This window comes from Paractinoplanes rishiriensis (genome assembly GCF_016862375.1).
GTDB lineage: Bacteria > Actinomycetota > Actinomycetes > Mycobacteriales > Micromonosporaceae > Actinoplanes > Actinoplanes rishiriensis.
The window spans coordinates 1-19210 of record NZ_BOMV01000069.1 but is presented as its reverse complement, the minus strand read 5'-3'; the positions used below and the strand labels follow the sequence as shown (position 1 = coordinate 19210).

General features: G+C 67.1%; 25 protein-coding genes and 2 tRNA genes. 9 read left to right on the top strand and 18 right to left on the bottom strand.

Annotated elements, in window-relative coordinates; all coding sequences use genetic code 11:
• Window positions 1–39 precede the first annotated feature (39 nt).
• Window positions 40–113, top strand: a tRNA-Met gene (locus tag Ari01nite_RS32105).
• Window positions 114–379: 266 nt separating this feature from the next.
• On the opposite strand, the gene Ari01nite_RS50250 is transcribed toward Ari01nite_RS32105, so the two are convergent.
• Complete coding sequence (locus tag Ari01nite_RS50250; protein WP_239163216.1) at window positions 380–748, bottom strand: transposase family protein; 369 nt, start codon at window positions 746–748, stop codon at window positions 380–382.
• A gap of 837 nt (window positions 749–1585) precedes the next feature.
• On the opposite strand from Ari01nite_RS50250, the gene Ari01nite_RS32090 reads away from it, so the two are divergent.
• Together Ari01nite_RS32090 and Ari01nite_RS32085 are read left to right on the top strand one after the other, a co-directional pair.
• Complete coding sequence (locus Ari01nite_RS32090; protein WP_203785984.1) at window positions 1586–2626, top strand: S66 peptidase family protein; 1041 nt, start codon at window positions 1586–1588, stop codon at window positions 2624–2626.
• 116 nt (window positions 2627–2742) lie between these two features.
• The gene (locus Ari01nite_RS32085; protein ID WP_203785983.1) at window positions 2743–3093 is read left to right on the top strand and encodes a YciI family protein; all 351 of its coding nucleotides are present in this window, start codon (window positions 2743–2745) and stop codon (window positions 3091–3093) included.
• Here the strand turns inward: Ari01nite_RS32085 and Ari01nite_RS32080 are convergent.
• Window positions 3047–4264, bottom strand: a complete 1218-nt coding sequence (locus Ari01nite_RS32080; RefSeq protein ID WP_239163215.1) for an RNA polymerase sigma factor — start codon at window positions 4262–4264, stop codon at window positions 3047–3049. The two genes, Ari01nite_RS32085 and Ari01nite_RS32080, sit on opposite strands and share 47 nt — an antisense overlap.
• Before the next feature lie 100 nt (window positions 4265–4364).
• Between Ari01nite_RS32080 and Ari01nite_RS32075 the strand changes: the two genes are divergently transcribed.
• Window positions 4365–4438 (top strand) — tRNA-Met (locus tag Ari01nite_RS32075).
• Between the two features lie 104 nt (window positions 4439–4542).
• Here Ari01nite_RS32075 and Ari01nite_RS32070 read toward each other — a convergent pair.
• The 14 genes from Ari01nite_RS32070 to Ari01nite_RS32000 form a co-directional block, all read right to left on the bottom strand.
• The gene (locus Ari01nite_RS32070; RefSeq protein ID WP_203785982.1) at window positions 4543–5955 is read right to left on the bottom strand and encodes a site-specific integrase; all 1413 of its coding nucleotides are present in this window, start codon (window positions 5953–5955) and stop codon (window positions 4543–4545) included.
• An 11-nt stretch (window positions 5956–5966) separates the two neighbouring features.
• On the bottom strand, window positions 5967–6188 hold the full coding sequence (locus Ari01nite_RS32065; RefSeq protein ID WP_203785981.1) for a helix-turn-helix domain-containing protein: 222 nt from the start codon (window positions 6186–6188) through the stop codon (window positions 5967–5969).
• Window positions 6189–6260: 72 nt separating this feature from the next.
• On the bottom strand, window positions 6261–6686 hold the full coding sequence (locus tag Ari01nite_RS32060) for a hypothetical protein (protein WP_203785980.1): 426 nt from the start codon (window positions 6684–6686) through the stop codon (window positions 6261–6263).
• Window positions 6683–6985, bottom strand: coding sequence for a hypothetical protein (locus Ari01nite_RS32055; RefSeq protein ID WP_203785979.1), 303 nt, complete (start codon window positions 6983–6985; stop codon window positions 6683–6685). Before Ari01nite_RS32055 ends, Ari01nite_RS32060 begins: the two co-directional genes overlap by 4 nt.
• 215 nt (window positions 6986–7200) lie before the next feature.
• A complete protein-coding gene (locus Ari01nite_RS32050) occupies window positions 7201–7464 on the bottom strand; it encodes a hypothetical protein (RefSeq protein ID WP_203785978.1) in 264 nt (87 codons plus the stop codon).
• Between the two features lie 88 nt (window positions 7465–7552).
• Window positions 7553–7801: a hypothetical protein gene (locus Ari01nite_RS32040; protein WP_203785977.1), complete on the bottom strand. Its 249-nt coding sequence runs from the start codon at window positions 7799–7801 to the stop codon at window positions 7553–7555.
• A 25-nt stretch (window positions 7802–7826) separates the two neighbouring features.
• Window positions 7827–8150, bottom strand: a complete 324-nt coding sequence (locus Ari01nite_RS32035; RefSeq protein ID WP_203785976.1) for a hypothetical protein — start codon at window positions 8148–8150, stop codon at window positions 7827–7829.
• Window positions 8147–8542, bottom strand: coding sequence for a hypothetical protein (locus Ari01nite_RS32030; RefSeq protein ID WP_203785975.1), 396 nt, complete (start codon window positions 8540–8542; stop codon window positions 8147–8149). Before Ari01nite_RS32030 ends, Ari01nite_RS32035 begins: the two co-directional genes overlap by 4 nt.
• A 114-nt stretch (window positions 8543–8656) precedes the next feature.
• Entirely contained in the window at window positions 8657–9247 is a 591-nt protein-coding gene (locus Ari01nite_RS32025) for a hypothetical protein (RefSeq protein ID WP_203785974.1), read from the bottom strand.
• Between the two features lie 83 nt (window positions 9248–9330).
• Complete coding sequence (locus tag Ari01nite_RS32020) at window positions 9331–9993, bottom strand: SNARE domain-containing protein (RefSeq protein WP_203785973.1); 663 nt, start codon at window positions 9991–9993, stop codon at window positions 9331–9333.
• Window positions 9994–10081: 88 nt separating this feature from the next.
• Window positions 10082–10423: a hypothetical protein gene (locus Ari01nite_RS32015; RefSeq protein WP_203785972.1), complete on the bottom strand. Its 342-nt coding sequence runs from the start codon at window positions 10421–10423 to the stop codon at window positions 10082–10084.
• An 88-nt stretch (window positions 10424–10511) separates the two neighbouring features.
• Window positions 10512–11042, bottom strand: coding sequence for a hypothetical protein (locus Ari01nite_RS32010; RefSeq protein WP_203785971.1), 531 nt, complete (start codon window positions 11040–11042; stop codon window positions 10512–10514).
• A 13-nt stretch (window positions 11043–11055) separates the two neighbouring features.
• Window positions 11056–11367 (bottom strand): hypothetical protein, encoded by a 312-nt coding sequence (locus tag Ari01nite_RS32005; RefSeq protein ID WP_203785970.1) that lies wholly within the window; start codon window positions 11365–11367, stop codon window positions 11056–11058.
• A 114-nt stretch (window positions 11368–11481) separates the two neighbouring features.
• The gene (locus Ari01nite_RS32000) at window positions 11482–12258 is read right to left on the bottom strand and encodes a hypothetical protein (protein ID WP_203785969.1); all 777 of its coding nucleotides are present in this window, start codon (window positions 12256–12258) and stop codon (window positions 11482–11484) included.
• A 1109-nt stretch (window positions 12259–13367) separates the two neighbouring features.
• Here Ari01nite_RS32000 and Ari01nite_RS31995 point away from each other — a divergent pair.
• Window positions 13368–13970 (top strand): hypothetical protein, encoded by a 603-nt coding sequence (locus Ari01nite_RS31995; protein WP_203785968.1) that lies wholly within the window; start codon window positions 13368–13370, stop codon window positions 13968–13970.
• A 50-nt stretch (window positions 13971–14020) separates the two neighbouring features.
• On the opposite strand, the gene Ari01nite_RS31990 is transcribed toward Ari01nite_RS31995, so the two are convergent.
• A complete protein-coding gene (locus Ari01nite_RS31990; RefSeq protein ID WP_203785967.1) occupies window positions 14021–15118 on the bottom strand; it encodes a DUF4238 domain-containing protein in 1098 nt (365 codons plus the stop codon).
• Window positions 15119–15243: 125 nt separating this feature from the next.
• Here Ari01nite_RS31990 and Ari01nite_RS31985 point away from each other — a divergent pair, with 125 nt between their 5' ends.
• From Ari01nite_RS31985 to Ari01nite_RS31970, 4 genes are all read left to right on the top strand, one after another.
• On the top strand, window positions 15244–15513 hold the full coding sequence (locus Ari01nite_RS31985; protein ID WP_203785966.1) for a hypothetical protein: 270 nt from the start codon (window positions 15244–15246) through the stop codon (window positions 15511–15513).
• Window positions 15514–16492: 979 nt separating this feature from the next.
• On the top strand, window positions 16493–16759 hold the full coding sequence (locus tag Ari01nite_RS31980; protein WP_203785965.1) for a hypothetical protein: 267 nt from the start codon (window positions 16493–16495) through the stop codon (window positions 16757–16759).
• Window positions 16760–16828: 69 nt separating this feature from the next.
• Entirely contained in the window at window positions 16829–17260 is a 432-nt protein-coding gene (locus tag Ari01nite_RS31975; RefSeq protein ID WP_203785964.1) for a phage terminase small subunit, read from the top strand.
• A 26-nt stretch (window positions 17261–17286) separates the two neighbouring features.
• Window positions 17287–18930, top strand: coding sequence for a terminase large subunit domain-containing protein (locus tag Ari01nite_RS31970; protein ID WP_203785963.1), 1644 nt, complete (start codon window positions 17287–17289; stop codon window positions 18928–18930).
• Here Ari01nite_RS31970 and Ari01nite_RS31965 read toward each other — a convergent pair.
• Window positions 18925–19119: a hypothetical protein gene (locus Ari01nite_RS31965; RefSeq protein ID WP_203785962.1), complete on the bottom strand. Its 195-nt coding sequence runs from the start codon at window positions 19117–19119 to the stop codon at window positions 18925–18927. The two genes, Ari01nite_RS31970 and Ari01nite_RS31965, sit on opposite strands and share 6 nt — an antisense overlap.
• Between the last annotated feature and the right edge of the window lie 91 nt (window positions 19120–19210).

Here is a 19210-nt window from a genome sequence, read left to right as displayed (position 1 = left end):
GCAGGCGGCCTCCGGGTTGCGCTAGTGTTAACGAGCCGACGCGGGGTGGAGCAGCTCGGTAGCTCGCTGGGCTCATAACCCAGAGGTCGCAGGTTCAAATCCTGTCCCCGCTACGAGGTGGAGGGGGCTATGTCCGCAGAAAGCGCGGACGTAGCCCCCTCTTCGCATGTCTGCTCCGGGGGCCGAGCCCCCGGAAACCCCCACGGGGCGAGGGGTGCGCTACTCGGCAGGGGTGCGCTACTCGGCAGGGGTGCGCTACTCGGCACGGGTGCGCTACTCGGCACGGGTGCGCTACTCGGCACGGGTGCGCTACTCGGCAGGGGTGCGCTACTGACCTGATCTCAACAAGATCTGGATAGGTATTTGTATTCGAAGTGGGTCAGGTGCAGTGCAGCGGCGACGATATCGCCGATCCGACGAGCCGCGTTCGGCTTGCCATCGCAGGCCGTGTAGGAGCCGGTTGTAGGCGCAGTTGGCGGGCGCAGCTGGTGTCATGCGGATGCCCGGGCATCGCGGCGGAGGTCCAGATCGGTAGCCCGTCCGGGCGCATGACGGCTTGAATGTTCGCGCCGAAGTCCCGGTGCTTTCCGGAGTACCAGGCGTCGATGGTTTCGCCTTTGACGCTGATGGTCGTCTCGGTCAGCCGGTCGCAGTCGAACAGCTTGCGGTCGAGGATGACGTACGACCGGCCGTCGTCGGCGACTCTGCGTAGCGCGGTGTGCAGGTTCTGGGCCTGAGCGGGGAGCACGGCGACGCCTTCATCGCGGTAGCGGTAGTGGGCCTGGAGATGCCGAAACCGGCGCCCAGCAGGGTCAGATCCTCCGCTTTGCGGAACCAGATGAGCACGAGAAGTGCCTGGTAGAAGCAGGTCAAGGCTCGGGTGTCCCGCCGGGTTCCCTTGGTTCGGCGTTCGGCGGCGAGCAGCCGGCCGAGGTACTGCGCGAGTTCCTGGGTACTGGGCCTGGGGGCGCTACTGGGCCTGGGGGCGCTACTGGGCTTCGCCACGGACTCGGGGGGCGAACATTCCTGCGGTGCGGCCGGGCGGCCGTAAAAGTGGTTGCGGTGGGGGTGGGGCGGAACTAGGTTTCGGGCGTTGTTGCGCTTGAGGGGATGGGCCGTTGTACCGCTGCTGACGGTTTGAGTGAAGGTCCCGCATGGGTGGGCCGGGTGGTGGGCCGTGGTGACGCGCGGGCTGCTGGTCGGCGTTTTTGCCGTGCGCGGAATTCAACGTCGCAGCAGAACGGCTTTATTGGTGAGCGAAAACGAATTCGTACGACTCTTTGATGTGGCCTGGTCCTTTCGTGCTTTGACCGGGGATACCTCGGTTCGGTTTGTTCGGCGGATGCCGGTTCGGGTCAGTCGGGTGCTGGCGCTCGGGCATGGTCCCGCGGCTGTCTCGCATCCCGTTGGCGGGCGGTGGGCCAATACGGCCGCTGAGCGACGCCGCCGGCGGATGGCCGGATGGCTCAAGCAGGGCAGTTGTCGCGGCGGTCGCGGGCCGTTCCGGCGCGGAACTCGTCGACACTGATCCGCCGATGCTCATCCACTTGATACCGATCCACTTTGATTCGGGGGCCGGGGTGCCATGCTGGGCAGCCCGGCCGCCCGATGGCGGGAGATTGCGCTGATGACTGATTCCGGGCTTCCTCGACTGCTTCGACCGCGTGCGCTGCGGGCCGGAGATCTTGTCGTTATCGCGGCGCTGTCCGGGCCGCTTCCGGCCGAGTATGAACGCAACGTCGAACTGGCCGCCGGCGTGCTCGAGGGAATGGGATTTCGTGTTCGCCGGGCACCGCTGCTCGAGGTCGGGCGCGGACGTTGGTGGGGCGCGGGTACGCCGGCGGAGATCGCCGAGGAGCTCAACGGGCTGCTGCGCGATCCTGAGGTGCGCGCGATCGTCGGGAACGACGGCGGCCAGAATGCGCTCGGCTATCTCGACCTCATCGACGTCGAGGCGATCCGGGCCGACCCCAAGCCGATCCTCGGCTACAGCGACATCTCGCTGTTGCATCTGGTGCTCTACGCGCGCACGGGCCTGGTCGGGTTCCACGCCGACATGGCCACCCCGGGCTTCGGCGGGCACTGGCAGGATGCGCCGGCGGCCCGGCGAGCGGAGCTCGAGCAGCTCTATGCCAAGCTGCTGACCAGCACCGAGGCGATCGGCGCACTGCCGGGCGGCTCGTCGTGGGAATGCTGGCGTGCCGGGCATGCCGAAGGGCGGCTGGTCGGCGCGGTGATCAATCGCATCGTGCTGGCGCAGGCGACCCGCTTCGCGTTGCCGATCGAGTGGTTCGACGGTGCGGTGCTGTTCTGGGAGGAGATCGGCGGCCACGCCTCGCACGTGTGGAGCTATCTGCAGGTCATGCGCCACAGCGGGATCCTCGATCGCATCGCCGGCATGGTGGTGGGAGTCCCGCGCGCGATCGATGGACTCGGGGCGCCGACCCTGTCCGAGATTGTGCTCGATGTCCTCGGCGACCGTGACATCCCGGTCCTCGGCAACGTCGATTTCGGGCATGCCGGCCCCAACCTGCCGATGCCGGTCGGCGTCCGCGTCGAACTCGATGCCCAGCAGCGGAGATTGTCGCTGCTCGAACCGGCGGTCCAGCGCGGATTGGCCGGGTGATGATGTTTCCCCATCACCCGCGAAATTTCTCGGGTGCAATGCCGCCGTTGTGTCGATCGAGACCCGGTGCCGATCGTCAGGCTGGCAACGGAACGTCTAGCACGGAGGAAAACGCGATGCGCTACGTCATGATCCTGACCGGGGACGAGACGCACTGGTTTGACGAGGAGCAGGGTGCCGCCCTGATGGAGGAGGTCACCGCCTGGTGGGAGAAGTGGGCGGCGGCCGGGAAGCTCGTCGAGGGCGGGGCCGAGCTGCAGCACTCGAAGACGGCCAAGACGGTGGGGCCGGGGGCGGACGGGAAGCCGACCGTGACCGACGGGCCGTACCTGGAACTCAAGGAAGTCGTCGGCGGCTTCATCCTGATGGAGGCCGATGACATCGACGACGCGGTGGCGGTCGCCGCGGGGTGGCCCGGCATCAGGCTGGGGGATCGGGTCGAGGTGCGGCCGCTGCTGGAGCGGTAGCCTCGGCCAGCCGCCGGGCCAGGAGGTCGCGTTCGGCGGGGTTGGTGGCCAGGGCCAGGGCGCGGCGGGTCGCCTCGACCGACTCCGCGGTGCGGCCCAGGCGGCGCAGCAGGTCGGCGCGGGTGGCGTGCCAGAGACGGTAGCCGTCCAGCCGCTCGGCCAACGCGTCCACCTCGGCCAGGGCGGTGGCCGGGCCGTCGACGAAACCGGTGGCCACTGCCCGGCCGAGCAGGACGACCGGGGTGGGGCGCAGCACGAGCAGGTGGTCGTAGAGGCGCCGCACCGCCGGCCAGTCGGTGTCCGGATAGGCCGGTGCCAGCGCGTGCTGCGCCGCTATCGCGGCTTCCAGCTGATAGGGACCGGGGCGATCACGTCCGGCGGCGCGGGCCAGGCGGGTCAGTGCGGCATGGATGAGCGTACGGTCCCAGACGGCGCGATCCTGGTCCTCGAGCAGAACGAGACCGCCGGCGTCGTCCAGCCGGGCCGCACTGCGCGACTCGTGCAGTTCGAGCAGTGCGGCCAGGCCGGCGGCCTCCGGTTCGGCCGGCATCAGGCCGGCCAGCTGACGGGCCAGGTCGACGGCCTCGTGCGCGAGGTCGCGGGTGGGCGCCAGGAATCCCTCGTTGTAGATCAGGTAGATGACCGCCAACACGGCCCGCAGCCGCGCCGGGTATTCCTCCGGCGGCGGCTCCTCGAAACGCACGCCGCGCTCCCGGAGCTGCCGCTTGGCCCGCACCAGCCGCTGCGCCATGGTGGCCGGCGGCAGCAGAAAGGCGGCGGCGATCGCCTCGGCCGGCAGCCCCGCCACGGCGTTGAGGGTGAGCGCCATCTGCGCCGGCTCCGGCAGCGCCGGATGGCAGCAGGCGAACAGCAGCGCCAGCCGGTCGTCCCCGGTGGGGTCCTCGGGCGGCGTGGCGGCCAGCACGGCCAGCTTCTCCCGCCCGGTGGCCTCCCGCCGGATCCGGTCGAGCGCCTTGCGCCAGGCGGTGGTGACCAGCCAGCCCGCCGGATTGCCGGGCACCCCCTCGGCCGGCCACCGTCGGAGAGCCTCGGCGACGGCATCCTGGAGCGCCTCCTCGGCCCGGTCGAGATCGTTCAACCGCCGGGCCAGCACGCCGCGCATCGCCGGGGCGTGCGCGCGCCAGGCTTGATCGAGGGCGTCGGCGCTCACCTGGCGGATCCTACTGTGATGCCTGATTCCGCTGGTCAGACCGCGGTTGCCGGGCCGCCCGACAGCACCGGTGGGCGACGGGGTATCCTTGTTCTACCGACGCGGGGTGGAGCAGCTCGGTAGCTCGCTGGGCTCATAACCCAGAGGTCGCAGGTTCAAATCCTGTCCCCGCTACTGGACGAAGGCCCTCGAACCGGACAGGTTCGAGGGCCTTTTCCGTACCTAAACGGACACGCGGGTCGATCATGGTAGTAAAAGTGGTAGTAAACCGCGGTCGTTCAGGCCGCTTGCTGTAGCGCAGTGCGAATCGCGCCAGCAACCACGTCCGCGACCTCCCGGTCATGGCCGGTGGTCTTGTCCGTGTAGATGGTGTCGGTCACGGTCTCGTTGGCGTGGCCCACTCGATCGGCCAGGATTTTGCGGTTCACACCCAGCACCCGAGCGAGGGTGATATAGACGTGCCGCATGTCGTGCAGCTCGATCGGCGGGAGTCCGGCCTGGTCAACCAGCCAGTTGAAGCGGCGGGTGAAGGTGTCCGGGTGTGGGAGGCGCCCGTCCGGCCAGACGAACAGCTTGCCGGTGTGGTGGTAGCCCTCGCCGAACTCCTCACGCTCGCGGGTGAGCATCTCCAGGTGGAGATCCAGCACTTCGAGCGTGAAGTCGTCCAGAGAGATGGTCCGCCAGCCAGCCTCGCTCTTGCCGTCGGAGTCGACAGCAACACCGTTGACCACGACCCGGGTGTCACGGACATGAAGGAGCTTCTCTTCCCGGTCCAGTCGGTACTCGTCGACACCGGCCAGCTCCGAGCGGCGCATGCCGGTCGTCGCCTCCAGCACCCACATGGCGGCGAATCGGTCCTTCATCGCGAAGGCCAGGAAACGTGTGAGCTGGTCGAGGGTCCATGGCATCTGGCGTTGCCTGTTCCTGCGCCCGTTCGGATCGCGGGGCAGCTTGGCGTCTGTTGTGGCGTTGCTGACCGCGTAGCCCCAGCCGATCGCGTCCACCCAAACGAGTGACAACATGTCGTGGATGTTCTTAATCGACTTGCGGGCGAGACCGGGCGGCTGCGGTGTCGGGACTCGGCCGCGCCGGAACTTCGTTAGGGCGGCCTTGGCGGCGTAGATGGTGACCTCGCACGCCTTGGCGATTTCTGCCGAGGTGGGTCCTTGGCCGTCGCGGAGGTGCGCGTTCTCCTTCCAATAGTGGTACATCGCCGTGATGTTGTCCGGCTTGCGCCGGCCCTCCTCGCTCAACCGCTTGTAGAAGGCGTTGAGGACGAGAACGTCTGCGTCCCGGAATCGGTGATGACCGATCATCGGGCAGACGTACGCCTCGTAGTTGACCGTCCAGTTCGCGTACGTGGAGGGCTTGACCACGGGCTTGATGGTCTCCAGCCACAGCAGCATGACCTCGTCGACCGTTGCTGTGGCGGGCTGGAGCCGTTTGACGACCTCGCCGGTGGCGATTTTGGCCTTCAGCAGCATTGCGGCGTCGAACGCCTCCCATTCGCTGCCGAAGCCGCCGCGGTTGTGCCTTTCTCGCTTCTTGGTGAGCGTGTCCGGCTCGCCGTAGAGCGTGAACGACCACTTGTTCCGCCGCTGGTAGATGGTGAGGCCCTTGACCTTGGGGACTGGGCCTCGATCGTTCTTGCCGGCGCCGTCTGCGGCGTCCTGGGTTTTCCGGCGTGCCATTCACTTCCTTCCTATCGCGGTGGTTGCAGCGGAACCGGCTCGTCCTGGCCGGTGATCAGGGGGCGGATCTTGGCGGTGATGACGTACACGCGTCCGCCGAGGCGCTTGATGGGAAGCTCTCCGGCTGCGGCGTAGCGGTACGCGGAGGATCGTTCGAGGCCGAGGATCTTGGCGGCCAGGGGAACGGAGATGAGCGCGGGAAGCTGATCGAGATCAGCCGGCTCGTTCGTCACGAAGGGGTCTCCTCGTGGTCGGGCATGAGCAACGGCCCGCTCGTGGCGGGCCAGGGCAAGGGCGGCGGCCCGCTACTTGGTGAAGCGAGGACAGCCGCAACTGGACAGGCCGCACCCGCCGCGGCCGGAGCCGGCCATCAGATGCAGGAACGGCGCGTGCCCGCACTCGGGGCGGCGGCAGTAGCCGGCGGTGTTCTTGCGGCCTTTGGCGTTGGCGACCAAGACGCCGGGGCTGTAGAGCTTGACCGCGCCGAACTGCCCTGCGCCGATGTACTCGGCGACACGCAACGCCTCGATGGGGGACGCGAACGGCCCCCAGTTAATGCCACGCGTTCCGTCCCGCCAGCGGTGCGTCAGCGCGTACCAGTCGCGCAGATCCAGCTCGTCGGCGACGGTTTTGATGATGGCCCTGGCGAGCGCCTCGGCGCTGGCGTAGCTGTCGTCCTCCAGCAGCCGGACGACAGCGTCGACTTCCGGTCCGCGGGGGGTGAGCTTCACGCGGTGCGCAGCTCGCGGACGCGGAACCGGGCCTCCCAGTCCGGGTGCTTGTCGATCAGCATGCGGACGTACCGGGAGCGGTAGTGGTCGTTGAGGCGGATCGGCTCGACCGAGCTGGTGCCGGTGAGCCAGCGCATCGCTTCCCACAGCATGCCGATGCTGACGGCGGGGTGGCCGAGGTCGAACCATTCGCCGGCCATGCGCTCTAGCCGGGCGAACACCTCGGGGTGCTCGGCGTGGTAGCGCTCGAAACGGTGCTGAATGGTGTCGGCGCGGGTGGGCAGTACGGTGGCAGTCAAAGGGATCTCCTTCGAGGAATGGATAGCTCGCCGCCGCTGCGATCAGATGCCCGCGGGAGGTTCCTCCACCACGGCGCAGCGAGCGACAGGACAAATACGTGATGGCCGCCCACCGGGGGCGCCGTGTCACGCGTCATCCCTGGTGGCAGCCATCGTCAGGTGCGGGATGCCGCCCGCACGACCTACACCCAGGTTTGCTGGGGGTAGGTTTCGGCCTACTTGCTGATCTTGATGGGGGTGTTGAAGGCGATCTCGGCGGTGCTGACCTTTTCGCCCAGGTCGCGTAGGGCGCGGGCGATGTGGTTGGGCAGGTGCCGTGCTGCGTGGATGTCGGGTTCGATCTTGCGTTCGGCTTCTTCCTTGGTCAGCGATGCGACCCAGCCGTTGTCCATCCGGCGGATGCCGGACATGAACAGCATCGCCATTTCCGCGGTGAGCGTGACCGTGACGGTCGCGTCCGCTCGGACGTAGTCGTCCACGTAAACCTCCTTGTTGGCGGCCATCGTCAGGCCAAGGACGCCACCCCTGGCGACCCACGCCACGGTCCTGCCGGGGCGGGGTTTCGGCTCATGGAGGCGGTGACGGGGCGGCGCGGTCGACCATCGCGTCCAGGGCGCGCTGCCAGGTCACGCCGTAGCGGCCGTTCTGCCCCTCCCACCGGCCGATCTCCCGGTCGGCGAGGAACACGGTGTGGACGTTGAAGCCGTCCCGGTCGCGGGTGATCGCGATGCCCTGATCGGGGTTGGTGCTGGGGTCGGACCCGATGCGGGTGAACGCGACCACGCGGTGCGGGCCGATGCTGTGCGGGATCTGCATGGGGTTCTCCTCTTTGGTCAGGTCGCTACGTGGGGAAGGGTTCGCCGAGCTGCCAGCGCCACTCGTTGGGCCAGCCGAACCGGCCCGGCTGCGGCGAGCCGTGCCGCTCGTGCGGGCGGAAACAGACAGCGCACGTGCCGGCCGGCTGCCCGCGTTGCGGGTGGTGCTCGCGCAGGTAGGTGTGGCTCGTCTCGGCGGCCGGCGACCACGCGGTGTACTCCAGGGCTTCGACCAGCTCGGCTTTGGTCATCCGTGACCAGCCCGGCACGCCGAACCGGCGGGCCGCGTCGCGCAGTACCGGCTTGCCGAAGCCGGCCGGGTCGGTGACCTCGTCGATGGGGTAGCTCATCGCGTCAGCGCCTCGACCAGCGCGACGTCAGCGGGCGGTAGCTGCTCGGTGATCCCGGCCAGCTCGCAGTGGATGAGGTCTTGCAGGTAGCCGGTCTCGATGTCGCCTTCGGTGCGGCCGAGTTCGACGGCCCACACCCCGTTGGAAGCGATCTCGGCGGGGCCGGGGTTGACCACGACCCGCAGCCCCACGAACCGCCATTCGCCGTCCCGGAAGGCGTCGAGGTCTGCAGGGCCGTACTCGTCGTAGTCCGACGGGTGCGCGTCACGATCGGGCAGGATCCGCACGCCGAGAATCACGCCATCGGGAAGCACGGCCTCCGGTGTCGTCTGCCCATTGCTGATCTGCTCGGCGAGCGTGCGCACGCCAGCATCGACCACGTCGGTATTCATAGGGATCCGTTCTGTGTCGGCAGCCATCGTCAGCGCCGGAATGCCAGTCCGGCGGACCGAGCCCGACCCCCTGGAGCCGGACGCGGTTTCGGCTCAACAGGTGGTGCGAAAGGGCTACTGCGCGGCGGCGAGGCGCTGCCGGGCACTGGTGACGTAGACCGGCAGGTCGTACTCAGGGACGTACGCCCGCCCACCGGGCCATTCCCAAATGCCGTTGGCCGGTGCCGGGTCGTCGCCGGTGACGCGGATGTGCTCGACCATCGCGGTGACGGCGTTGTCCCAGTCCTGCCACGGCTCGGGATACCGGCGGGAGACGGCGACCATGGCGTCATACAGATGGCGCTGGTCCGTGGTCATCTGGTCGTAGATGCCCAACAGCCGGATGCGGGCGTCGGCCTGCGGGGTGACGCCGTACTGGCTCACGCCGATGTGCTGCACGTGATCCTGCTCGTCGAGGTAGAGGAACACCAGCGGCCCGTACTGGCCGGGATGGGCGGTGTTCCAGGGCTCGCCTTCGGCCTTCGGGTTAGTGGTCTGCCGGACGAACCGCTGCTGACCTTTCTTCGCGCCCTTGGTCGCGGTCTCGACCCAGTACCGGATCTTGCAGCGCAGGGTCCGCCCGTACGGGTAGTCGTCGACCAGGTAGGCGCTGTCCTTGCTGGTGTGCCCGGCCAGCACCCGCACCCGCTCAATCGAGTCGCTCAAAACTGTCCTCCCAAAATTCTTGGCAGCCTCGTCAGGCGTGGAATGCCAGTCCACGCGACCCCCGCAGGGGTTTCGGCCGGCATTTACTGCACCTGGTCGAGGTGGGCCAGCAGATCCGACAGCCGCTCCCACGCCACCTCGCCCAGGTCGGCGCTGCGCTCGTCGCGGTGCCGGAAGTCGCCGGTTTCCTCGGCCACCTCGCCCAACTTGGCCAGCTCCGCGGCAGCGGTCTGCTCGAACTGCCGCGCGGCGTTCAGCGCCCGCAGCAGGTCCGGCGTCACCGTGTTCGCGGCCAGCGGCGTCAACCGGGGATCGCCGAGCGGCCGGGCGGTCAGCACGTACGGCTCCGACAGCAGCCCGCCGGGGTAGACCAGGATCACGACGTCGCCCATCGCGATCGTCTCGGGCGCATAAACCTGACCGCTGGCCTCGGTCCCGGTGTTGGTGCCGTTGTTCGTGACCGCGACCGCCTCGGCGCTGGTGGTGACCGTGACGGGAGTGTCGGTGCCCTTCCCGCACGGGTCGATGTACGCGCCCGGCCCGACGCGCCCGGTGAACTCGGTGAACCGGCCGGGGTCGGTGTTCGGGCGTCCGGTGTTGTCCCACACCTGGACCCGGTGCGGATAGCAGCGGTTGTGCACGCCCGTGCCGGTCACCCGGAACACGTGCGCGCTGCGGTGCGTGATGCCGTACGTCGTCCGGTCGTAGTCGCTGCCCGGCAGCATGCCGATCAAGACGGTGGACATAGTCATCCCTTGGCTCGATGGATCAGGGGGAAATGCCTGCACCGGGTCATGAACCCGCGCCGCCCAGGTCAGCGTGCAGACGGCGACGTCAGAGCGCGGCTTCGAGCAGGCGAGTGACGTGGTAGCTGGCCCGCTTGAACGCCTCGGGGTGATCGACCGCCTCGTGTGCGGCCTGCTCGCGGGCGACCGCGGCGTGCGCGTCGAAGCCGCTGTCGTCCTCGCCGGTCGCGTCGAACTCGTCGCCCATGGCGTGCTGGGCGATGACGAACGCCGCGGTGTCCTGGTGTCCCGCGATGGCCAGAACGGTGGCGATGCCGTCCAGCTCGGAGCACGTGAAGGAGGAGAACACGTCTCCGGTGTCGATGCCGTCGAGCAGTCTCGCCAACTCGTCAACGGCGGTGATCAGGACAGGAACACGCGATGCGTCCATACGGACTCCTTGATTCGAGGGAAAATGCGTTGCGTACCTGCACCGGGTCTTGAACCCGCGCCGCCCGAGTCGGTGTGCAGGCGTTCGGCTATTTCTCGTCGCCGAACACGTAGATGCCGCCGCTCACGGCGTCCAGGTCCCAGCGGTCGGACTCCCTGAACAGCGCCTCGGCGGCCCGAGTCCAATCGATGTGCCCGGTCGGCCACGGCGCGGAGACCTGCGTCCATTCGCCGACCATTTCGGCGTACTGCTTGGCGTAGTCCGCCCGGTCAGCGAAACGCCCTTTGTAGCTGCTCTCGAAGACGGCAACGCTGTCCGGCCCGAACGGCAGATCGGTCCGATGACGCAGGTATTCGACGAAGGCGGTGACATCGTTGTTGTTGTGAAACTCGATGCCGTCGAGAGCGCGGCTGGCCAGGTACACCTCACCGTCGGTGGCGGTGTGCCCGAGCAGGCAGCGGCGCAGATCGTCCGGGTCGAGCCCGATCGTCACGGTGACGTGCTTGCCCGGCATCATGCATAGACTCGCGGCTTCTTCGGCGCTGTCGCCGTCAGTCCACACGCCGGTGTGCTCGCCCGCCAGCTCGCACATCAGGCAAGCGATCCAGTAATCGGTCATCAGTCCTCTCCCATTAATCGCACTGGTCACCCGGTATGCCGCATCGGCATTCCGCTTCCACCGGGCGCTGCTTGCGTCGGTTGGCGATGTATCCCAGGGCGTCCAGCGGCGACGGGAAACGCCGGTCGTAGACGCTGATCGGCAGCCCGGCGGCGATGTCGGTGGTGGTGATCCGCCACCGGCCCCGCGGTGTCCGCGCGACCTCGACCAGGCACACGTCACCGTGTGCGCCTTCCCATGCGCGGACCTTGTCGGCATCCGTGACGCAGTACGGCTGATCGGTGATGTCGTATCCGTCCTTGCAGAATTGCAGCCGGTACGGCATCGCTGGTCTATCAAGAATCGCGTTGGCGATACTCATTCGCTCACCTCGCAAAGGGCAGCCGTCATCAGGCGTGGAATGCCAATCCACGCGACCCCGCAACGGGGTTTCGGCAGTTCAGATCGCGAGGACCAGCTGTCCGGGGATCGGCGCGGACAGTTCACGCGCCCACTCCACTAACTCGGCCATCCGGCGGCGCTCGATCTCCGCCCACGCCAGTGCGGCGGCGTGCTCGAAGTCGGTCCAGTAGCCGGACACGGCGGTCTCCGCCTGCCAGTAGCCCGCCTCGCCGTCGGCGCACACGTCCCAGAACAGGGCATCGGTGTACGCGTCGTCGGCCAGCTCGGCCACGTCGTCATCGGCGTCAACCTGCCGCGCCCGGTCGCGGATGTGCCCGGTCCAGTCGCTGCGACCCCACGAGTCCCAGTCCTCGGACTCCAGCTCAGACTCCAGCTCGGACAGGTCGGACTCGTCGTACACCGACTCCTCCCGCAGGGCCACGATCGCGTCGTACAGCCCTTCCGGGATCAGCTCGCCGATCCGCACGAGCAGCACTTCAAACCCGAAATCGGCGGTCAAAGTGATCACGTGATTGGCGAAGTCGCGGCGCAGCGACCGGGCGTTGCTGCGGTAGTACGTCGACCCGGTGTAGTCACCCCACCCGGTCCCGTCGATCTCCAAGTACCGCACGTCATCGGCGGCCGGACGCTGCCCGGCGTCTTCCCGGATCATGTCCAGCGCACCCAACCGCACCGAGTCCCGACCCACCGGTGCCTCCGCCGGAATCCACACGGATCCCTGCAACTGCTGGCCACGCCACACGTAGACGCTTAGCCGCAGAGACTGCTCGGTGAGCAGCTCAGCGGTGTTGCGCATCGGCTCGTCGTCGTCCATCGACTCTCCCGCTCTGCATAGAACTACATATTGATTACGGTTTCAGGGATGGGGGTCTGCAAAGACTCCGGCCACGGTGAGACCGGGGACACAGTCCACCCCGCGCCGGCAAGGATCCGGCGATCTTGCATAGAATTAAACGTTCACGCAAGTGGGATCCAGCGGCAGTGCCCGCGACCGATCGTGAGTCTGCGCCGCCCCGTCACCCGAAGGTGACCAGCGATGTCGCGGGCCAGGTCATTGATGGGGGTGGCAGCCGGATCCGTCACACGGAAGACCCGAAGATGGTCTTCCCGCATCCGGGGGCGACCCCGAAATTAGCGGCGCGTTCCTCGGAGCCCCGGCCCCCAGCTACGGGGGCGGCTGTCGCTTCCGGTTCCTCGCACTGCCTCGCACTCCAGGTCCCGGCGTAGGGGTGCCTGTAGCGGCAGCGCGGAGTATCAACCGCTTCCACTATGGAATTGATCAACGAACAACTCACCCGTGCAGGTTCCGTCAAGTCCCCGCACGCCGAACCTCTCCCCAGCCTCGCGGCCACGCTGGGATGCCGTCCTGCTCTCGTGCTGGTGGTGCTGTGTTGCGTGCCCGAATCGCTTCGGTCGCGATTGCATCGTGTGAACGCCTGACTTGGCAGCCGGTCAGTTTGCCTGTCCGCTCCGCTCGCACCCGGATTTACAGCGTAGGTGCTCACTGCCGTGCATTGCGTTTCGTTCGATGCGAGGAACCGTAGTGCATTCGGTTCGCTATTCGCAACCCCGTGAATCGGGTCTGTCGCTATCTCCGCTGTGTTGCTCGGTTGCGGTGATGGCGAGAACGCTAGGCCATCGTATTGCCATTGTCAAATGCGCTGGTCAATGGCGCTAATGCGCTGCGCAGGCCATTACATAATCGCGTTCACATGCGCCCTGAGCTGCGCAAACGTGGTGCTGCGCTGCGATTCATTGCGGCGGCGGAAGGGTAGGTATGGGGTATGACCCCTCGCCTTTCTTTTGCAACACCGCCATGTCGTAGCAGCTCCCATTCTGCCACGGTTTCCAAGTCGTTCCGGGCGGCCTTGCTTGGCGTCGATACCCTGAAACCAGCTGCCGATTCGATTGGGATGACCGTAGGTGAGTACTGTGGACTGGGGAAGCGTGCCGGACTGGCTTAGCGGGGCGGGAACCGTCTCGGCCGTCTGCGTAGCTCTCGGAATCAGCCTTAACGAGGGTCGACTTCGACGTCAGCGCGAGCGGGATGATCAAATGGGTCAAGCGAGGCTGATTGTTATAACCGAGCCCGTCCTTGATAAGAGCTCAGAGCCGGACGAGCGGTCGATATACGTCAAGGTCATCAACTACAGCGACCGACCTGTGCTGGATATCCACGTCGGGATCGCGCTCGCGTGGGGCGAGGACACGGACGATGCCGATCCGCTCGAAGGAGCGCAGGCCGGTCGCATCCTGATCCAGCTCCTCGGCCCGGGAGAGGAGCGGGAGTTCGAGTTCGCCGTCCCCGACGGAAAGGGTGATCTTCACACGGGCGAGCCCAACGTTTGGTTCCTCGATGCGCACGGCCGGCGCTGGAAGAGGGATGCGACGCTGAACGAGCCCCAGCGCGTGCTCAACCGGATAGAGCCGTACTTACTCGGGATGGATCCTGAGTTCCGCGAGGCCGTCGCGCGTAAGGCTGGACCCGATCGCTGGTGGTCTCGGCAGTGGCGTCGAAGCCGCTGATTCTCGCGTCTGTGACGAACTTCGGCACCGCTGCCGGACTTCGACCTGTTTCAGCTAGTCCACCAACGGCTTACCGGCCAATCCGGTGCATCAGGCCCGGTCCAGCGCGTTGGCGGGTACGTCCGGATGATGCGCCGACCGTCAGATTCGAATTCTTCGAAGGCCACTGGGTCCGGTGCCGGCGGCACAGACACACGCTGAGTGAAGTGCCGCGCCGGTCGCTCAAACGCCCATCGCGCGGACGCCCCAAGGATCTCCCGGTTTAGTTCCGCAGCCTCGACGTGCGTGAGTTCCCACGGAGGGGCAGGACGGAGGTCATGCCGGAACATCGCCAGGATTGCGTGGGGTGCCAGGGGGAACACGACAACACCGACGGATGCGAACCCGCCACGTTCGCTGCGGCGGTGGTCAGGCCCTCCGATCGGCACGACAGGCTCGTCGCATGTGATAAGGATCGGCGGCGCAGTGAAGATCTGCCAGTTTCGGTCGAGGAACTGCCGACCAACGTCATAGGCTGACATCGCCGAACGGGCGGCGACGGCCGCCTGCTGCTCCGAAACCCGCACCTTCCCAGCGTTGAGCTCGTCGATCATCCGCCTAGCGGCGGCGACACCGGCGTCGTCCGTCGGCCGGCCCCGCTTGTTGAGCAGGCGCCGGAGACCATCGTCAGTGATTTCGCCGAATTGGAGGCGGAACAGCTCGTTCGTGAGCTGCGCCTGGGTCTGCCGGTACGCGTGCCCGCGTGTGGCCTGGAAGCCAAGAAACCAAGCGAATTCCGCAGCCTGCTCCGGATCGAGCCGTGCCGACCCTGACTCGATCATTCGGTCGATCGCCGTCTTGCCCGACCCCTCGACTTCACCGAGCATCACTTCCATCAGCAGCGGTGGAACCTCCTCGGGGTCGACGTCGGGAGACTCCAGACGGTAGTAGTCAGTCTCCCTGGCCGCCTTGGCTGGCGACGTCGTGTAGCTATACTGGTCGTCTACTCTGGTCACGCGGATGTTGCCGCGTTCGGACCACCTGCTCAGATAGGAATTCGGGACCAGGTGGTGCTTGCGAGGGGCCGAATTTTGCGCCGCCCGCCGAGCCCGTTCCAGCAGCGCCAAGTATCCAGGCGGCATTTTCTGCGGCGCCCGACGTTTAGACATGCCGGAACCGTACCAAGCGGGCCAGCCCAATTGCGCGGCACTTTCTTGGGCCTCCATCGCGAGACGGCGAGAGTCTCCAACCACCACTCCAACATGACCTCGAACAGGTGTTCTATCGTGGTCAAGTGGTCGGAATCAACCAGCAGCGCGAGCTATCACGGGCGCGCACGACGTACATCGCTGCGGCGCGCGACTGGCGCTCGGCCTTGGCCGCCTACATCACGCAGCCGCCGCCCCTGGAGAGCCGTGCGGGCCGGGACTTGCCGGTGTGGAGCCGCGATGACGTGCAGTTGATGCTGGCGCTGCATGACGCGCTGAGGCGGCTGGTGGACGCGAGGCGGACCTACGACCGGATGCGCTCGCGAGGTGGTGCCGGCGAGGGGGGTCGCAGATGACCGTGACCGTGGTCACCGCCAGGAGTCTTTGCAGACTGCCGATCCAGGACCGTAATAATAAGTAGAACTGCTTTACTGCATTGCGGGTTGCCGCTTCGCCAGTAGCCGAAGCCGTAGCTGCTCACGGGATTTTCAACGGCAAGTGATCGCCGTCACCGATCGCAGCTTTTGCAAACCGGCGATCCAGGACCGTAATAATAGTGTAGACGTTTTACCGCTACGGTGAACTGGCCCCGTCAGGGGCCATGATGCTGCGATGTCGGCAAGCCAGTGGGCCTTGGAGGGGCCAATGACCGTATCGGCAATCCTGATGCATGTCATCTTCTCTGCCGGTGCAGAAAGCCGGTTAGGGTGCGCCGTCGTTCGTGGTGAGTGCATCGCGGGACGGCTGCGCTGAGTTGCGTATTACTGCGTTACGGCTGATACGGCATCGCTGGTACGGCCCCATCAGGGGCCGGCGACCGGCATCGCGGTATCAGCATTCTTGGTTTTGGCTCCGGGTCGGCAGCGTCCGCGCACACGTCGTCGGAGCCTTCTTTCGTATGGGCGGTACGCATGTCTGGCTGGGAAGGATCCGATCGCCGTGCGCGGTTACCGGCCAACTGGCCGGCCATCCGGCGGCGCATCCTGCGCCGTGACGCGCACCGCTGCACCGCGCGCACCGTGTACGACGAGCGGTGCTCTGAGCCTGCTACCGACGTAGACCACATTGAGCCCGGTGATGACCATCGAGACGCCAACCTTCGATCGGTCTGCGAGTGGCATCACCGGCGGAAATCGGGACGCGAAGGGGCGGCAGCGCGCGCCGCGGTATGGCGGCGCAACCAAAGCAAGTATCGGCGCTCCGAGGCACACCCCGGCCTCGTCTGAAGCGCCACGGGACGGTGCCGCCGGCTCACCCGCCGGCGCCCTCCCGCCGGTCCCGCTCGACTCGCCCTCGGGCGGGACCGCAGACTTCTCACCCGCTTGGAGGCACGCGATGAACGACGATCAACAGACGCCCCAGCGGCGCAGCGCATGGGCCGCGATTTGGGCGGCCTGGCTCGCCATCGCCGCGGTCGCGTTCGCGGTGTTGGAAACGATCGCCTTGGCGCGGCGGCAGCGCGGCGACACGTTGAGCGAGAACATCCGCGTGTGGCTGGGAACCGACAAGCGGTCGAAGACCTGGGGCGCGCTCGGCTTCGTTGTCGCCCTGGTCGGCTTCGTCGTCTGGTTCATCCCGCACATCGTCTTCAACATCTGGTAGCCGGCTGGGCGGGATCCCGTTGCGGATGACCGCCCGGCACGCCGCCCCGGATCGAAGGGAGGTGACGTGATGGCTCGCGGTCCCGTGCCAAACCGCAGCGAGGATCTAGCCCGGCCGCGGGAGCGTAAGGGCAAGGACATCGTCACGGTCACCAAGGGCGTGGCCCGGCCGTCGTGGATCCCCGATCCGGACCCCGGGTGGCATCCGATTGCTCGGCAGCTCTGGGACGCCCTCGCGGTGTCCGGCCAGTCGGACTTCTACCAGCAGTCCGATTGGGCTCTGGCGTTCTCGCTGTGCGATGACCTGTCGCACTACAAGAACTCGCCGAAGCGTTCGGGGCAGATGCTGCAAACGATCTACGCAGCGATGGAGCGGCTGCTGGTCGCCGAGGGCGACCGGCGTCGGGTCCGTATCGAGCTGGACGAACCGCAGGATACCGGCGAGTCGGCCGCGGTGCTGGCTATCGCGGACTACCGCAAGGAGCTGGGCCTGGACGCCTAACCGTTCGGTGAGGGAGGTGTCCGCCCTTGGTCGCGACGGCGCTGACCGCCGACGAGATCGACCTTCTGGCACCGACTTTCATCGGGCCGACCTGGCAACGCAACCCGGACGGCTCCTGGCGGCTACCGCAGCTGACCCTGGGCTGGCAGATCGCCGGCTGGTGCGCCGAATACCTGCTCGCTGACGACGGTGGCCCGTGGCGGTTCACCCGCGAACAGCTGCGCTTCATCCTGTGGTGGTACGCCGTCGATGCCACCGGCCGGTTCGTCTACCGCAAGGGTGTCTTGCAGCGGCTCAAGGGCTGGGGCAAGGACCCGCTGATCGCGGTGCTCTGCCTGGTCGAGCTGGTCGGCCCCAGCCGCTTCTCCCACCTCGACACCGTCACCGGCGAGCCGGTCGGGATACCGCATCCGCAGGCGTGGGTGCAGGTCGCCGCGGTGTCGAAGGACCAGACCCGCAACACCATGACCCTGTTCCCGGGGTTGATGTCGGACAGGTTCCGCACGACGCACGGGATCAAGGAGGGCGCGGAGATCATCCGCGCCAACCGGGGCCGGCAACGCCTCGAAGCGGTCACCAGCTCGTACCGGGCCCTAGAAGGCGGCCGGTCCACGTTCGTCGCGCTCAACGAGACCCATCACTGGATCCGCGGCAATAACGGCGACCGGATGTACGAGACGGTCGACGGCAACGCCACCAAGAAGGACTCCCGCTACCTGGCGATCACGAACGCCTATCTGCCCGGCGAGGACTCCGTGGCGGAGCGGATGCGCGAGGCGTACGAGAAGATCGCCGAAGGCCGGGCGGTCGACGTTGGGGTGCTGTACGACTCGATCGAGGCGCACCCGAAGACACCGCTGACCCCGCAGGCGTTGCGGATCGTGCTGCCGAAGATCCGCGGCGATGCGGTCTGGCTGCGGGTCGAGACGATCATCCAGAGCGTTTTGGACATCACGCTGTCGCCGGCCCGTTCGCGGCGGATGTGGCTCAACCAGATCGTCGCCGATGAGGACGCGCTGTACGGCCCGGAGAACTGGGTGCCCCTGGAAGTCGAGGGCGCCACGCTGAAGCCGGGCGACGAGATCACTGTGGGGTTCGACGGCGGTAAGACCGACGACGCCACCGCGCTGGTCGCGATCCGGGTAGCCGATCAGGTCGCGTTCGTGCTCGGTGCGTGGGAACGCCCGGACGGCCCGGCCGGTGACGGCTGGGAAGTCGACCGGCAGGCTGTGGACAACGCTGTGCATGACGCGTTTCGGGTGTTCACCGTGCAGGGCTTCTACGCCGACGTCGCCCTGTGGGAGTCCTACATCGCGGACTGGGCCGCCGCCTACGGCGAGGGCCTGGTCGTCAAGGCGGAGGGCCGTAACCCGATCGCGTGGGACATGCGCCAGAGCTTGCAACGGGTGACCCGGGCGCACGAGCGGCTGATGCGGTCGATCTTCGACGGCAAGCTCGGCCACGACGGCGACCGGGCACTGCGCCGGCATGTGCTCAACGCGCGGCGGCGCAGCAACAACTACGGCGTGTCCTTCGGCAAGGAGTCGCGGGAGTCGCCGCGCAAGGTCGACCTGTATGCGGCGTTGATGCTCGCGCACGAAGCTCTGTATGACCTGCGTACCCGCGGCAAGAAGACCCAGAAGCGGACCGGCCGCGGCTACTTCCTATGACTTGGTTGTTGCGCAGTGGAAGACTGCCAGAAGCAGAAGCATCGTCGCCCCTGCCGCGCCGCCGCCGGTGAGAATGGCTTGCTGCGGGTTCTCTCCACCCGTGTAGGAGATTACGCCGGCTGAAGCGCCCGTGAAGATGCTCAGCAGCGACATGAGAGCCAGCCAGATTGCCCGAGTCGCAACGTTCACGGCAGAGTTCCTTCCGTCGCAATATCCGCTGGAGGCGCGTCGGCCGCCAACGCTTACACGTAGGTCTGCGGTGGCCGTGATCGCTCAGTGA

What these genes read in the sequence shown, in the direction of transcription:
- Ari01nite_RS32090 (WP_203785984.1), top strand. Translation starts at nt 1,586, where the DNA reads ATGCTGGGCAGCCCGGCCGCCCGATGGCGGGAGATTGCGCTGATGACT.
- Ari01nite_RS32085 (WP_203785983.1), top strand. Translation starts at nt 2,743, where the DNA reads ATGCGCTACGTCATGATCCTGACCGGGGACGAGACGCACTGGTTTGAC.
- Ari01nite_RS32070 (WP_203785982.1), bottom strand. Translation starts at nt 5,955, where the DNA reads ATGGCACGCCGGAAAACCCAGGACGCCGCAGACGGCGCCGGCAAGAAC.
- Ari01nite_RS32040 (WP_203785977.1), bottom strand. Translation starts at nt 7,801, where the DNA reads ATGCAGATCCCGCACAGCATCGGCCCGCACCGCGTGGTCGCGTTCACC.
- Ari01nite_RS32035 (WP_203785976.1), bottom strand. Translation starts at nt 8,150, where the DNA reads ATGAGCTACCCCATCGACGAGGTCACCGACCCGGCCGGCTTCGGCAAG.
- Ari01nite_RS32030 (WP_203785975.1), bottom strand. Translation starts at nt 8,542, where the DNA reads ATGAATACCGACGTGGTCGATGCTGGCGTGCGCACGCTCGCCGAGCAG.
- Ari01nite_RS32020 (WP_203785973.1), bottom strand. Translation starts at nt 9,993, where the DNA reads ATGTCCACCGTCTTGATCGGCATGCTGCCGGGCAGCGACTACGACCGG.
- Ari01nite_RS32015 (WP_203785972.1), bottom strand. Translation starts at nt 10,423, where the DNA reads ATGGACGCATCGCGTGTTCCTGTCCTGATCACCGCCGTTGACGAGTTG.
- Ari01nite_RS32010 (WP_203785971.1), bottom strand. Translation starts at nt 11,042, where the DNA reads ATGACCGATTACTGGATCGCTTGCCTGATGTGCGAGCTGGCGGGCGAG.
- Ari01nite_RS32005 (WP_203785970.1), bottom strand. Translation starts at nt 11,367, where the DNA reads ATGCCGTACCGGCTGCAATTCTGCAAGGACGGATACGACATCACCGAT.
- Ari01nite_RS32000 (WP_203785969.1), bottom strand. Translation starts at nt 12,258, where the DNA reads ATGGACGACGACGAGCCGATGCGCAACACCGCTGAGCTGCTCACCGAG.
- Ari01nite_RS31990 (WP_203785967.1), bottom strand. Translation starts at nt 15,118, where the DNA reads ATGTCTAAACGTCGGGCGCCGCAGAAAATGCCGCCTGGATACTTGGCG.
- Ari01nite_RS31980 (WP_203785965.1), top strand. Translation starts at nt 16,493, where the DNA reads ATGAACGACGATCAACAGACGCCCCAGCGGCGCAGCGCATGGGCCGCG.
- Ari01nite_RS31975 (WP_203785964.1), top strand. Translation starts at nt 16,829, where the DNA reads ATGGCTCGCGGTCCCGTGCCAAACCGCAGCGAGGATCTAGCCCGGCCG.